Source organism: Flavobacterium sp. (genome assembly GCF_040402835.1).
GTDB lineage: Bacteria > Bacteroidota > Bacteroidia > Flavobacteriales > Flavobacteriaceae > Flavobacterium.
In genome coordinates this window covers 1-13,403 of record NZ_JBBALW010000019.1, presented here as the reverse complement: position 1 = coordinate 13,403, position 13,403 = coordinate 1, and the positions used below count along the sequence as shown (strand labels likewise).

Annotated in this window: 13 protein-coding genes; 7 read left to right on the top strand and 6 right to left on the bottom strand. The window is 31.5% G+C overall.

Going from position 1 to position 13,403, the window contains the following annotated elements; translation table 11 throughout:
* Positions 1 to 87: 87 nt before the first annotated feature.
* The 4 genes from AC9UEH_RS07920 to AC9UEH_RS07905 form a co-directional block, all read right to left on the bottom strand.
* Positions 88 to 594, bottom strand: a complete 507-nt coding sequence (locus AC9UEH_RS07920) for a hypothetical protein (protein ID WP_509530530.1) — start codon at positions 592 to 594, stop codon at positions 88 to 90.
* A 121-nt stretch (positions 595 to 715) separates the two neighbouring features.
* Positions 716 to 1,834: a VIT1/CCC1 transporter family protein gene (locus tag AC9UEH_RS07915; RefSeq protein WP_509530528.1), complete on the bottom strand. Its 1,119-nt coding sequence runs from the start codon at positions 1,832 to 1,834 to the stop codon at positions 716 to 718.
* Positions 1,835 to 1,890: 56 nt separating this feature from the next.
* The gene (locus AC9UEH_RS07910) at positions 1,891 to 3,273 is read right to left on the bottom strand and encodes a sensor histidine kinase (protein ID WP_509530526.1); all 1,383 of its coding nucleotides are present in this window, start codon (positions 3,271 to 3,273) and stop codon (positions 1,891 to 1,893) included.
* A 2-nt stretch (positions 3,274 to 3,275) separates the two neighbouring features.
* Positions 3,276 to 3,944, bottom strand: a complete 669-nt coding sequence (locus AC9UEH_RS07905) for a response regulator transcription factor (protein ID WP_509530523.1) — start codon at positions 3,942 to 3,944, stop codon at positions 3,276 to 3,278.
* A gap of 142 nt (positions 3,945 to 4,086) precedes the next feature.
* On the opposite strand from AC9UEH_RS07905, the gene AC9UEH_RS07900 reads away from it, so the two are divergent.
* Together AC9UEH_RS07900 and AC9UEH_RS07895 are read left to right on the top strand one after the other, a co-directional pair.
* Positions 4,087 to 6,180 carry an LTA synthase family protein gene (locus tag AC9UEH_RS07900; protein WP_509530521.1) on the top strand — a complete coding sequence of 698 codons (2,094 nt, stop codon included), beginning with the start codon at positions 4,087 to 4,089 and terminating at the stop codon, positions 6,178 to 6,180.
* A gap of 59 nt (positions 6,181 to 6,239) precedes the next feature.
* Positions 6,240 to 6,971, top strand: a complete 732-nt coding sequence (locus AC9UEH_RS07895; RefSeq protein ID WP_509530518.1) for a YoaK family protein — start codon at positions 6,240 to 6,242, stop codon at positions 6,969 to 6,971.
* Between the two features lies 1 nt (position 6,972).
* Here the strand turns inward: AC9UEH_RS07895 and AC9UEH_RS07890 are convergent, their stop codons facing one another.
* Both AC9UEH_RS07890 and fabG read right to left on the bottom strand, forming a co-directional pair.
* On the bottom strand, positions 6,973 to 9,000 hold the full coding sequence (locus AC9UEH_RS07890) for a hypothetical protein (RefSeq protein ID WP_509530516.1): 2,028 nt from the start codon (positions 8,998 to 9,000) through the stop codon (positions 6,973 to 6,975).
* Positions 9,001 to 9,073: 73 nt separating this feature from the next.
* Entirely contained in the window at positions 9,074 to 9,820 is a 747-nt protein-coding gene (fabG, locus tag AC9UEH_RS07885) for a 3-oxoacyl-[acyl-carrier-protein] reductase (protein ID WP_509530513.1), read from the bottom strand.
* A 221-nt stretch (positions 9,821 to 10,041) separates the two neighbouring features.
* On the opposite strand from fabG, the gene AC9UEH_RS07880 reads away from it, so the two are divergent.
* The 5 genes from AC9UEH_RS07880 to AC9UEH_RS07860 are packed head-to-tail and all read left to right on the top strand — an operon-like array spanning position 10,042 to position 13,300.
* On the top strand, positions 10,042 to 10,590 hold the full coding sequence (locus AC9UEH_RS07880) for an RNA polymerase sigma factor (RefSeq protein WP_509530511.1): 549 nt from the start codon (positions 10,042 to 10,044) through the stop codon (positions 10,588 to 10,590).
* A gap of 20 nt (positions 10,591 to 10,610) precedes the next feature.
* Entirely contained in the window at positions 10,611 to 10,877 is a 267-nt protein-coding gene (locus tag AC9UEH_RS07875) for a hypothetical protein (protein WP_509530508.1), read from the top strand.
* 6 nt (positions 10,878 to 10,883) lie between these two features.
* Positions 10,884 to 11,585 (top strand): hypothetical protein, encoded by a 702-nt coding sequence (locus AC9UEH_RS07870; RefSeq protein ID WP_509530505.1) that lies wholly within the window; start codon positions 10,884 to 10,886, stop codon positions 11,583 to 11,585.
* Positions 11,572 to 12,276 carry an MbnP family protein gene (locus AC9UEH_RS07865; protein WP_509530503.1) on the top strand — a complete coding sequence of 235 codons (705 nt, stop codon included), beginning with the start codon at positions 11,572 to 11,574 and terminating at the stop codon, positions 12,274 to 12,276. Before AC9UEH_RS07870 ends, AC9UEH_RS07865 begins: the two co-directional genes overlap by 14 nt.
* A 1-nt stretch (position 12,277) precedes the next feature.
* Entirely contained in the window at positions 12,278 to 13,300 is a 1,023-nt protein-coding gene (locus tag AC9UEH_RS07860; RefSeq protein ID WP_509530500.1) for a cytochrome-c peroxidase, read from the top strand.
* The last annotated feature ends 103 nt before the right edge of the window (positions 13,301 to 13,403 follow it).

Below are 13,403 nucleotides of genomic sequence, written 5' to 3'. Positions count from 1 at the left end.
TTTTGAAACATTTTTTTTTATTATTGATGCAAATGTAATTGATTTAAGAACTACTTCTACAAAAATTGTGAATAAATTAATAATTATTTAATCTTTGTCTTTTTCTTCCGCATTATTTGAAACATTTTCTTCTGCTCCAGCTGTAGGAACAAAATTGGCTCTAATTTCAGTATGACGAATTTCGCCTCCTGTGGTTCCCACGCTTTTTGTTAAGACTCCAGCAACTAACGCTAACGCTAATGTGATGTATGAAAAAATAGTAGCAAACCTGTATTTTTTATAGGAAGCAAATAAAGATAGTAAACCGAAAAATCCTGTGGCATACATAATGATAGCAAATTTTTCAGCAATTTCTTCGTGTTCGTGAATAATTTGATGCCCAATGTTTGGCATATCTTCTACTAATTCTTCAGCACCTTCCGAGGTGTACATACTTAAAGCAGCAAAAATTGCAGCTATTGCAAATAAAATATAAGCGGTATTTTTTAAGGTATTATTTTTCATAAACATCCCTGTTACTAAAATTCCCAATCCAAAAATTGTCCCAATAATAGGAAAGTGGTTTACCACCATGTGTAAATGTGCGTCGTTCATAATGTTGCGATTTAATTTATTACTAATTTAATTATTATCTTCCAAAGCTAACTTTTGTCAAAATATATATAGTTGATATTTATTTTATTTTACTTTTTAACGAGCATTTAGTACTGAAAATCTATCCTGCTAATGAAACGCCAATTAAAGATCCGATTCCATAAGTCACAGCTGCTGCGGCTAAACCAAATGCAACTTGTCGGAATCCTGAAAATAGAACTCTTTTTCCTGTTAATAATGTAATGGATGCTCCAATTCCGAATAATCCAATGATACTGCTTCCAATGCTTAATAATATAGCATTTTTTCCATCTAAAATCATAAATGGATACAATGGAATGATTGCGCCAATTGAAAATAATAGGAAAGAGGCAATTGCAGCTTCCCAAGCAGAACCGCCTAATTCTTCCTTATCAATTCCTAATTCTTCTTTAATAATGGCGTCAATGGCAGTTTCTGGTGTTTCAAATGCCTTGTCAGCTAATTTTTTTGCTTCTTCAATATTCATTCCTTTGGCTTGATACAATAACACCAATTCTTTCTTTTCTTCTTCTGGCGATGCTTCTAATTCTTCCATTTCTAAGTCAATTTGACGTTGATTCAATTCTCGTGAACTTTGAACAGAAAGCCATTCACCCATAGCCATTGAAATTGCACCCGCCATCAAACCCGCTATTCCAGTCAATAGTATTGTATTATTTGAAACCGCAGCACCCGCAACTCCCATAACCAAACTCATATTGGATACCAATCCGTCATTTGAGCCTAAAACAGCTGCTCGAAGCGCATTGCCTCCAACAGATTTATGGCGACTTTCAAATTTGGACAATAAACCTCCAGAAACATTCAAAGCCTTGTTATTATTGACAGCTTCAATAATATTTAGGTGATTGTGTTCAAAACCATTTGGCTTTTCCCCATTTTCAATTTTATTTTTAATAGCATTTAATGCAAATTGCTTTTCAATATCCGATAAACTACTAATGATAGAACTATAGCCAAAAATTTTACCCAACTTCAATTGTAATTTAGCTCTTGAAGAAGGCAAAGGCATTTCGTATTTTGAATCCAATTCATTGACTTTACTCAACATGTGACTGGCGTGACTTTTCTCAATATCTGCCAAACTTTTCAATACCCGATTTAAAGTATCATCGGATTGAATATTTGCGATGCTATTATATAAAAAAGCGGTATCAACTTCTGTTTGTAATTGCCCTTTTAGTTTGTTTAAATCCATTTTTATACTATTATTTGTTTTACAAAATTAAAGTTTCAAAGTAACTATTTCAAATCTTATTTAGAAAATCTTAATGTTACGGAAGTGCCACTATTTTCTTCGCTTGAAATTTTTATATCAATATCAAGTAAAGAACAAATTCTTCTAACAATTGACAATCCTAACCCTGTTCCTTTAATTTCTGGATGTTCATTGGGCTCAGATCTAAAAAACGGGTCGTAAACCTTCTCGATATTTTCTTTTGGAATTCCAATTCCACAATTAAAAATGGAAACAATAACCGTTGAATTATCACTCGATAAATTAATGCTTATTTCTCCATTTTGATAGGAATATTTTAAAGCATTTGAAATTAAATTTCCGATAACAATTGATATTAAATAAGTATCAGAATTAATAATATAGTCTTCAGAAAATTGGTGTTTAACAGTAATTTCTTTTCTTTTTATTTTTTCGGAATACCGGGATAAAACGTCCAAAAAAATGGCATTTAAAGAAATTGTTTCGTTCCTAATATTTTGCTTTTGATTTTCAAAACGTGCCAATAATAAGAGCTCGGAAACTAAATTATTCAATAAGTCAACTTCTTTGATACAAAATTCGATTTTCTCTAAATATTCCGTTTGATTTCGGGGTTTTCTTATAAGCACTTCTAATGTTCCTTTAATAACAGCTAAAGGGGTTCTTAATTCGTGAGAAGCGTCTGAAGTCAACTGTTTTTCTCGTTCTACAGCACTTTGAATTCTATCTAATAAATCATTAATTGTTTGCGATAACAACTGTAATTCATCTTTATTTTTAGGTAAATCAATCCTAGAATTTAAATTTTCTTGAGATATTTTATCGGCAGTTTCAATAATATTTATTACAGATTTAATACTTCGACCTGTAATAATACGAGCAACTAAAAATAATAAAATAAGCGTAATTGGGTATAATAACAGCAATATATCTAATAGATTATTTACCGTATTTGAAGCTTCTTCTTGTGAAACGGCTACCAATAAATACCCTTTAATTTGTTTATTTATAATTAAAGGGACTTGAATTTGCTTAAGTAATTTATCTGCTAATTTAAAATCAGTAGTAATTATTTTGTTGTTATGGAGTTGAATACTTAAATTTTCATTCTTCAGGTTTTCAGATTTTACTATTATTTTGCCTTTACTGTCTGTTAGGACCAAAAAAACAGGATTTACAGAAACTTCATTATGTTCCTGTTTAATCCATTCACTTTTATCCAACATTTCAGGTTGATTGTTTACAAATTGAATTTTTTCAAGGTATTCATCAGCTTCATAGTTAATGTTATCGGTTACATTCTTATAAACCGAGAAGGAAACAATGGAATATATAATTATGAAAACGACAAAAATTAGCATTGCTGTAGAAATACTATAGTAAAATGCAATTCTGTTTTTAAAGGATAATGTTAACATATTTAAAGAATTTCGTTAGCAATGTATCCAATTCCTCGAATGGTTTTTATATAATCATCTTCCTTTTTTAGATTCAATTTTTTACGAATTGAATTCATAAAAACATCTATTACTCCCGTGTCATAATCAAAATGAATGTCCCAAACATCTTCAATGATTTGGGTTCGAGTACAAACTTTCCCTTTGTTTTTTACTAAATAATACAACAATTCAAACTCTCTTTGAGTTAATGGCACACGATTTCCATCAGTTAAAACCAGATGTGAAGCTACATTAATTTCAATAGTTCCAAGGGTTAAAACTTCATTTTCTTGTTGATTTCTAAAATGAATTTTTATACGTTCTAATAATTCATCAAAACTAAACGGCTTTTTTATATAATCATTGGCACCCGCTTTCAAACCTTCAATAGTTTCTTGAATGGTATCTTTTGCTGTTAAAAAAATAATGGGAATGGTTTTGTCTTTAATTCTTATCGCTTTGCACAACTCCAATCCGTTCATTTTCGGCAACATCCAATCCAATAAAATCAAGTCGAAACTTTCTTTTTTAAATAATTCAAAACCCAATAAACCATCTAAAGCAGTACTGATTTCGTACCCTTCTTCTTCTAATCCTTGCTTTAAAAATTGAACGATTCCCGCTTCGTCTTCTACTATTAAGATTTTCATTTAATACGATTTAACAACTACAACAAATATAGATTAAAAATAAAATTCTTCCATTAAACTTTAATATTCTTATGCAAATTTTAAGATTTTAATACCTTACTTTTATAATTCAAATTTCCTTATTTTTGTAAAAAATATTTCTATGACTTTTTTAAGAAAAACTTCTCCCTTTTATACTCTTGCATTATTCTATATCATTGTTAGTTTCATTTTAAGAATCATTCTGCTTTTTCATCCAATAACTCAAACTTCATTCGTATTCATTGATACTATCAAGATTTTTATCTTAGGATTATTCTCTGATTTTTTTGTATTTGTAGTCGTAAGTGCTTTTTTATGGTTGTATTTAATATTCATTTCCAATTCAAAATACCTAAAACCGTATGGCTACATCATTTTCGGATTATTAGTTTCACTATTGTTATATGTCAAATTTTTCAATACTATTCTGAATGAATATGGTGGTGTTTTACCTGAAATTGGCTTTGCTTTCATTGCAATTAAAACAACATTATTTGGGTTGTTATTATTCCTCCCAAAATACCGAGATACCATTCGTTACTGGCTTTTTAGCTTTGTAATCTTCTTATTTGTGGTGATTTTACTTCAAAATGCAATCAGCGAATTTTTCTTTTGGAACGAATTTGGTGTAAAATATAATTTCATAGCCGTAGATTATTTGGTTTACACCAATGAAGTAATTGGAAACATAATGCAATCTTATCCAGTGATTCCATTGTTTTCGACCTTATTTATTGTTGCTGGATTGGTTACTTATTTTTTAGTTAAAAAATCAAAAAATTACATTGAAAACATTCCTACAATTGTAGAGAAAATTAAAATTTCGGGTGTGTATTTTGGATTATTTGGAATGTCGCTTTTTGTAATTCCTTTTCTTTCAACCAAAGAAAATTCAGATAATATTTTTGCCAATGAATTAGAAGCCAATGGAATTTATAAATTCTATCAAGCTTTCATGAACAGCGAATTGGATTATTTTAAATTCTATAAAACCCTTCCTGAAAAAGAAGCGTATGGTTTATTAAACAACCAAATAACTGGAAGTATTAGCGGAACAACGTTAAGAGATATTAAAAGTGCTGCCGCAGAAAATCATAAAAATGTAGTGCTAATTACCATAGAAAGTTACAGTGCCGAATTTCTGAAAATGTATGGAAACGAACAGAATATCACGCCTTTTTTAGATAGTTTGGCAACAAAAAGTTTGGTGTTTTCTAATCTATATGCTGTTGGAAATAGAACGGTTCGCGGGCTTGAAGCGGTAACTTTATGTTTGCCACCAACTGCAGGTGAAAGTGTCGTAAAACGAGTTGATAATAAAAATAAATTTTCAACAGGAAGCGTTTTCAAACAAAAAGGTTACAACGTAAAATATCTTTATGGTGGCGATACTTATTTTGATAATATGCAAGATTTCTTTGTCGGAAATGGATATGAAATTATCGATAAAAAAACATTCAAACCTAATGAAATTACCTTTCAAAATATATGGGGCGTTTGCGATGAAGACATGTACAACAAGGCAATCACGGAAATGAATTCTGAATTTAAAGAAAACAAGCCGTTTTTTAATCATATAATGACGGTTAGCAACCACCGACCATTTACGTATCCAAACAATAAAATTGATATTCCTGGCGACGCAAAATCTCGTGAAGGTGGCGTAAAATATACTGATTTTGCAATGAAAGAGTTTTTCAACAAAGCTAAAAAACAACCTTGGTTTGCCAATACTGTTTTCGTAATTCTTGCCGATCATTGCGCTTCAAGTTCTGGAAAAACGGAATTGCCAATTGACAAATACCGAATCCCAGCAATGGTTTACAGTCCTGGTTTTATTGTTCCAAAACACTACACAAATTTAATGTCACAAATTGATGTAATGCCTACAGTTTTCGGACTGTTGAACTTTAATTATCAAAGTAAATTCTTTGGACAGGATGTGTTAAAATCCGATTATAAACCAAGAGCTTTAATTGCAACATATCAAAATTTAGGATTAATAAAAGACACTATTTTAACGATTATTTCCCCTAAACAACAGGTAAAACAATTGCAATTGACTTTGATTCCAAATCCAAAAGTAGCAAGTGAGTTCCAATTATTATACGACCAAAAACCGATTGCAAAACCCCGTTTGGATTTAGAAAACGAAACGATTTCTTATTATCAAACGGCTTCTGATATTTTAAAGAAAAAGAAGTATCAAAAATAAGTTTTGTTTCTAAAAGAATAGCCTTCTTTTTGTCGTAAATTTATATTCAAATCAGAATTATGTTCCGGCATCAAGGAAAAAATAGGACTTTCATTCATAATTTACGCTTGGCAACATTATTGTCTTTCGTAGCGGGAATAGTAAATATTACTGGGGTTTTAGCGCTAAAAACGCTCACTACAAATGTAACAGGACATTTTGCTTTTTTTGCTGAAGAGTTTATGACAAGAGATTTCATTTCTGCAATTACCTTTTTACTGTTTATTATCTTCTTTTTATTAGGCTCTTTTATTTCTAATTTTTTAGCTGAATTGGTATCAAGAAAAAAACCAGAATTGTCACACGTTATACCAATTTCTTTAGAAATAATAGTTTTAGTTGGTGTTGGAATCTTCGGAAACCAATCGGACATATCCAGTTTAGACGGAAAATTAATTGCGTTTTTAATGCTTTTTGCAATGGGAATTCAAAATTCATTGGTAACAAAAATCTCACAATCAACGGTTCGAACTACACATTTAACTGGACTTTTTACCGATTTAGGAATTGAATTGTCTCAGTTATTCTTTTATAAAAAACCCGAAGAAGTTAAGAAACTGAAAACCAATATCTTCTTGAGATTATCAATTATAGCGTTTTTCTTTATTGGATGTTTTTCTGGGGGATATATTTACAAATCAATTGCTTTTCACACGTTATTTGTAGCTTCTTTTTTCTTATTAATCGCACTTTTATATGATTATATTCGACTTCAATTTTATTACATAAAACGAAAAAGAACGCATCATTAAATTACAACATCCCATTGTATTTTCTGATAAACCATTCTGAAGTTAGTGAAATTGCAATTAGTATTAGCAACCAAATCCAATCTATCAAAGGCGTTTTCTTAACTATTGCCTTTTGAACTGATTTGTATTCTTCATTTTCTAAAAGCGATTTTATCAACGCTTCTACTTTATTAGGAAAAATAACTTGCCCTTTTGTTTGCGATGCCAATTGGGTTAATTTATTCAAATCTGGGTTTACAAATTGTTTTTCAATATCGAAATCTAATATCTCAAAATACCCGTTATAAACCGTATTTGAATTCAATTCTTTGACCACAAAATTATATTGACCCGCCACCAATCCATCTAAATTTACTTTAAATGAAGTCGTAGTTTTCAATAAATCAAATGTTTTTGTAGCCTTCGTATTTTTATTTACAACAGTAATGTTCAATCTCGATTTTTCGTCAAATTCATAGTTCTTATTGAAGTATTGTGCCGAAATTTCTATTGCATCGCCTGAATTATAATATCCTTCATGATTCACAACCAGTGATTTTTTAGAAGCATTAGAAGCTAAAAACTGAATTGTTTTATCAATAAAAACATCATACTTCTCATACGATTTTGTTTCTACATGGCTTTGTAAACGCCATTTCCAACTGTTTTCACCCAATAAAAAAGCCATTCGTTTTCCTTGATTTTCAGAAAATGCAAGCAACGGCGCATTGGTTTCAATATTTCTGATTTTTGAGGACAATAACACATTTACATTAGCGGAAGCGGTTACCGTTCCAAATGAATTTTGCAAGGGTGGAAATTGTTCAAACCCAATATCATCAAGTGCAAAAAGGTTGAAATCACTTTTATAATTGGCCAAATAATCTTTCGTTTGGCTGCTCATTTTAAATAGCAAACTGCTTTGTTGTTGGTTCAAAAAGTTAAAATCGGTTTTGGTTCCCGTAATTATAAATGTATTTATTTCAGCAGTTGTATTGGCTTCAAAAAATGATTTAAAATCAGCTGTAGGCTGGTATAAAATGGCAATATTATACTTTTGTAAATCCTTGATTTCGTTTGGTTTAACAATTGTTACCTTTCGCTGTACATTAGTTTCAATTGCACGTTTCAAAGCACCAATATCAGGATGATTAATCGAAGAAACAATTGCGATTTCTGTTTTTTGATCGATGATTTCTACCGCAAAATTCTTAGTATTGTTGTAGGTGTTTTTCTCTTTTTCTTTAGAAGTTATTGCAGCTTTAAAAACCTGTAAACCAATTTTGTCTGCAGGAAGCAAAACGGAAATTATAGCTGATTTTTTTGAAGGCGAAAAAGAAACGGTTTGCGTATTAAATATCGAATTGCCATGTGAAATGCTGAAATTTGCAGAAATACTTTTCGTTCCTGAATAGTTTAAAAAGACTTCAACGGGAAATTTATTTTTGTGAAATGCATACTTATTAACGTTCAATTGACTTACTTTCAAATCTAAATAAGTCATTGTATCACCCACAACAATTGGATACACTTTATTATTTACATCAAAACTATAGACGAAATCATTTCCTGATGTTTGATTCCCATCAGAAATTAAAACCGTTGGAAACGTTACATTTTTATTGATGCTTTTAACACTTTTCGCAACTTCATCAATATTGGTTTGCTTTCCCTTGAAATCGAACGTTTCCGAACTTTGAAAATCACTATCAAAACGATACGATTGCACATCAAATTTCTCTTGAATTTCGGCATTGGAAGTGATTTTTTTATATACTTCTAATGTAGTTGCCTCTGCTTTTAAATCCACAATCGAACTGGAATTGTCAACCGCAATTGCCAAAGGTGTTTTTACAATTTCAAAGGTTTTACGAGATAAAATGGGGTTTATCAGCAATAATAAAACGCCAAATACTGTAAAAAAACGTAAAAATGCTAAAATCAAATGCGCTTTCGATTTGATTTTAGCTTTATAAAAATACTGATAATACGACAAACCACCCGCTATTATAAGTGAAATCAAGAGTAATAGAATCGTGTTTGTGGTCATATTTTTTTTGAATTTAGTAATCAGTGTTCAGTAATCGGCTGTATACTGAAAACTGAACACTGAAAACTTTTCCTTAAGTTAGCATTCCGCCACAAACATTCATCACTTGACCCGTCACATATGCACTCATATCCGATGCGAAAAACAAACAGGCATTAGCAACATCTTCAGTAGTTCCACCACGTTTCAACGGAATTCCGTCTCTCCAACCTTTCACCACGTCCTCGTTTAATTTTGCAGTCATTTCGGTTTCGATAAATCCAGGTGCAATCACATTACAACGAATATTTCGTGAACCTAACTCTAATGCTACCGATTTTGAAAACCCAATTACACCTGCTTTCGATGCTGAATAATTCGTTTGTCCCGCATTTCCTTTCACGCCAACAACGCTACTCATATTGATAATTGAACCCGAACGTTGCTTCAAAAATGTTTTCTGAATCGCCTTTGTCATATTGAAAACCGACTTCAAATTCACGTCAATTACCTTATCAAAATCTTCCTCAGACATCCGCATCAAAAGATTATCTTTTGTAATTCCAGCATTATTTATAAGAATATCAACCGTTCCAAAATCTTCTAAAACCGCACCTACAAAGGTTTGAGCCTCATTGAAATCCGATGCATCCGACTGATACCCTTTGGCTTTTACACCCAAAGCGTTCAATTCTTTTTCCAATGCCAAAGCAGATTCCACCGATGAACTATATGTAAACGCTACATTTGCACCGTTTTTTGCGAAAACTTCTGCGATTCCTTTCCCAATTCCTCGACTTCCGCCCGTGATTATGACTGTTTTTCCTTGTAATAATTTCATATCCGAATTTTATTTTTTATTTTTTTTTAAAGCTACCTGCCTGACGGCAGTCAGGTTTCCTGCTGTCATTCCAATCCACGCTAAAAAGCGTGGGATTTTCCCTTCCATCAGGGCTAATTTACGTCCGTCAAATATAGGATAATTCTCTTTTTAAAAAAAATACATTTTTAAAATTAAGAAGTTAACATTTATTAAACAATAAAAATTCATAGTATTGCAAAATGGCAACTAATAAAAGTGATTTCAGAACCTTATATAATGAGTACAGCGTACTTGTTTATAATGTGGCGCTTAATTATTTGCAAAACGTTGAAGATGCTGAAGAAATCACGCAAGATGTTTTCATACAATTGCATTCTTCATTGCATAAATTCCAAGAAAAATCAACATTAAAAACGTGGATTTATCGGATTACAATCAACAAATGCTTGGATTTTATCAAACATAAAAATAGTCAAAAACGCTTTTTTATTTTTGGAAAAAAGAGTCAAAATGAAGTAGAACTACTGAATATTTCCAATTTTGAACATCCCGGAATTCTATTAGAAAACAAAGAAAAAGCAGCATTGTTATTTGGAATCATCAATGAATTGAGAGAAAATCAAAAAACAGCCTTTCTTCTTTCAAAAGTAGATGGTTTGAGTAATACTGAAATTGCCACCATAATGGAATTGAGCATTTCAGCTGTAGAATCATTAGTTTTTAGGGCTAAAACCATCTTAAAAGAAAAAATATCAAATAAATTTGAAGAATACCGCATGAAAAAATAATAAATAACGTCTAATAAATTATGGAAGCGAATAACTGGACAAACGACATTCTTAATAGCAGTAACGGCATCACAAAAGTGGTTCCCGACACTTTGTTATTTTCAAAAATCCAAAACAGAATAAACATTCAAAACACCGTTTCAAGCCAATGGATTTGGATTGCAGCAGCATCATTTACTATTTTAGTATCATTAAATATCAAAATGCTGTTGTCAAATACCAAAAAAACTTCAGCTCCAACGGAAACAATTGTTTCGACTGTTTCCAATAGCAACCAATTATACTAAGTTACAATGGATAAAATAAAACTATTAATATATTCTGTAATTGGTCTTTTGTTGCTCAATGTGGGAATCATAGGCTTTCTATTTTTTTCAAGACCAAACAGAACTAAAGAAGAAAATCATAGAAGACCTAAAGAAATCATCGCTGAAAAATTGCATTTTGATGCCAAACAAATTCAAAAATACGAATCAATAACCCCGATATATAAAGATAAAATTGATTCTTTGGATGCAGTAAACAGAGAAATTAAGTCGGAATTGTATTCTCAATTAAAACTACCTGTTGTAAATACGATTGCAAAAGATAGTATAATCACTTTGTTTTTAGCCAATCAAAAACGAATTGAGGAAGCGCATTTCAAACATTTCTTAGACATAAAAAATATTTGTAAAACCTCACAATTGCAGGATTTCAATTCTTTGACACAAGAATTAGGAAAAATGTTTTCCAATCAGAATAGCAAACCGCATCCACCTAGAGAAAAACCACCAAGAAATGAAGATTTTCCAAGACCACCAAGAGAAGAAAATCAAGCGCGACAAGCCAATGACACGAATTATCCGCCACCGCCACCCAGAGATAGAAATCTTCCGAGACCGCCACGAGTTGAAAATAGACCACCACCACCGCCTTGGGATGAAGGTCGTCCGAGACATCCTGGTGATGAAAACCGCCCACCGCCTCCACCAAGACCTAATGATGAGCAGTAAAATTTTTATTGGATTATTTAGTTGTCTTTTTTTTCAATTGGGTTTGGCTCAAGAAAAAAAGGATAGTTTCGTTTTGCGTCTTAATTTGAAATTTAGAACAGAAACCTTAGAACGCAACAAAAAATATGTTTCCGAATCCAAAGACACGCTTGAACTTGAGGTATTTAGATTTTACATTTCTAATATCAATCTTCACTATTCTGATGCAACTACTTTTCCAGAATCCAATAGTTATCATTTAATTGATATTGAAAACCCAAATTCTTTTCATATCCCAATTGTACAAACATCAGATAAAACAATATCAAAAGTCACTTTGTCGATTGGAATTGACAGTTTAGCAAGTGTATCTGGAGCAATGTCTGGGGATTTAGATCCAACAAAAGGAATGTATTGGGCGTGGCAAAGTGGTTTTATAAATATGAAAATAGAAGGAAAAAGTTCGAGTTGCAAAACCCGTAAAAACGCTTTTCAATTTCATATCGGCGGCTATATGAAACCAAATTATGCCATTAGAACCTTCGAATTAAAACCCATAAATTCCAATTTAGAAATTAATGTAGATGTCGCAGAATTGTTTAAATACATAAAACTATCAGAAAATAATAGCATAATGATTCCAGGGGCAAAAGCGATGGAACTTGCAGATAAAGCCGTTGGAATGTTTAGTATAAATAATACAGAAAAATAAAATGAAAGTTCCTTTTAAATATCTTTTAGCATTAGGAAGTATCGTCTTATTTTCGTTGGCATTTACGTTTTTTAAGCCTACTCCACTTTATTTAGAAATTCCTAGAGGTTGGCCAAAGCCTCATTATGATTTTTCTAAAAATCCATTGACGGAAGAAGGATTTCAATTGGGAAGAACCTTATTTTATGATCCTATTTTATCCAGGGACAATACGATTTCCTGTGCCAGTTGTCATTTACAAGCAACAGGTTTTACTCACGTAGATCACGAGTTGAGCCACGGAATTGATGGAAAAATTGGAACTCGAAATTCGATGACCTTGATGAATTTGGCGTGGTCAAAAAGTTTTATGTGGGATGGCGGTGTCAATCATTTGGATGTTCAGCCTTTAAATCCAATAACAAGCTCTATTGAAATGGACGAAACGTTTGCCAAAATAGTTTCAAAACTTCAGAAAAGCGAGAAATACCAAGCCCTATTTTTAGCAGCTTTTGGTGATGCCAACATAACAGGACAAAAGGTTTTAAAAGCATTATCACAATTTGAATTACAGTTAATTTCCTCCAATTCTAAGTATGATAAAGTGATGCGAAAAGAAGTTGTTTTTACAGATCAAGAGCAAAACGGATACAAATTATTCAAAATCAACTGTGCTTCTTGCCACAACGAGCCGTTATTTACAAGTGAAAAATTCGAGCGAAATGGATTGCCGTTAGACACTACATTGAAAGATATTGGAAGACAAAAAATCACTGGAAACAGCAAAGATTATTTGTTGTTTAAAGTTCCAACATTACGGAACATTCAATTTACATTTCCCTATATGCACGACGGTCGTTTCAAAAAATTAACTGAAGTAATTAAGCATTATAATTCACTTGGAAACGAAAAAAATTTACCAAAACAATTACAAAAACCAATGCTACTATCGGATAATGATAGAGTAGATTTAGTTGCGTTTTTATATACTTTAACCGATAAAGAATTTCTTTTTGACAAACGTTTTTCGTTTCCAAAAGAATAAATATTTATTTTTATGCAAGAAATCAATTTTTAAATCGTCTAAAATTTATATGTATATCCGTAATTGCTCATATTTTTGTATATTTGTTTGATAAATAAATTAT

What these genes read in the sequence shown, in the direction of transcription:
- AC9UEH_RS07900 (WP_509530521.1), top strand. Translation starts at nt 4,087, where the DNA reads ATGACTTTTTTAAGAAAAACTTCTCCCTTTTATACTCTTGCATTATTC.
- AC9UEH_RS07915 (WP_509530528.1), bottom strand. Translation starts at nt 1,834, where the DNA reads ATGGATTTAAACAAACTAAAAGGGCAATTACAAACAGAAGTTGATACC.
- AC9UEH_RS07875 (WP_509530508.1), top strand. Translation starts at nt 10,611, where the DNA reads ATGGAAGCGAATAACTGGACAAACGACATTCTTAATAGCAGTAACGGC.
- AC9UEH_RS07880 (WP_509530511.1), top strand. Translation starts at nt 10,042, where the DNA reads ATGGCAACTAATAAAAGTGATTTCAGAACCTTATATAATGAGTACAGC.
- fabG (WP_509530513.1), bottom strand. Translation starts at nt 9,820, where the DNA reads ATGAAATTATTACAAGGAAAAACAGTCATAATCACGGGCGGAAGTCGA.
- AC9UEH_RS07870 (WP_509530505.1), top strand. Translation starts at nt 10,884, where the DNA reads ATGGATAAAATAAAACTATTAATATATTCTGTAATTGGTCTTTTGTTG.
- AC9UEH_RS07910 (WP_509530526.1), bottom strand. Translation starts at nt 3,273, where the DNA reads ATGTTAACATTATCCTTTAAAAACAGAATTGCATTTTACTATAGTATT.
- AC9UEH_RS07890 (WP_509530516.1), bottom strand. Translation starts at nt 9,000, where the DNA reads ATGACCACAAACACGATTCTATTACTCTTGATTTCACTTATAATAGCG.
- AC9UEH_RS07905 (WP_509530523.1), bottom strand. Translation starts at nt 3,944, where the DNA reads ATGAAAATCTTAATAGTAGAAGACGAAGCGGGAATCGTTCAATTTTTA.
- AC9UEH_RS07920 (WP_509530530.1), bottom strand. Translation starts at nt 594, where the DNA reads ATGAACGACGCACATTTACACATGGTGGTAAACCACTTTCCTATTATT.
- AC9UEH_RS07865 (WP_509530503.1), top strand. Translation starts at nt 11,572, where the DNA reads ATGATGAGCAGTAAAATTTTTATTGGATTATTTAGTTGTCTTTTTTTT.
- AC9UEH_RS07860 (WP_509530500.1), top strand. Translation starts at nt 12,278, where the DNA reads ATGAAAGTTCCTTTTAAATATCTTTTAGCATTAGGAAGTATCGTCTTA.
- AC9UEH_RS07895 (WP_509530518.1), top strand. Translation starts at nt 6,240, where the DNA reads ATGTTCCGGCATCAAGGAAAAAATAGGACTTTCATTCATAATTTACGC.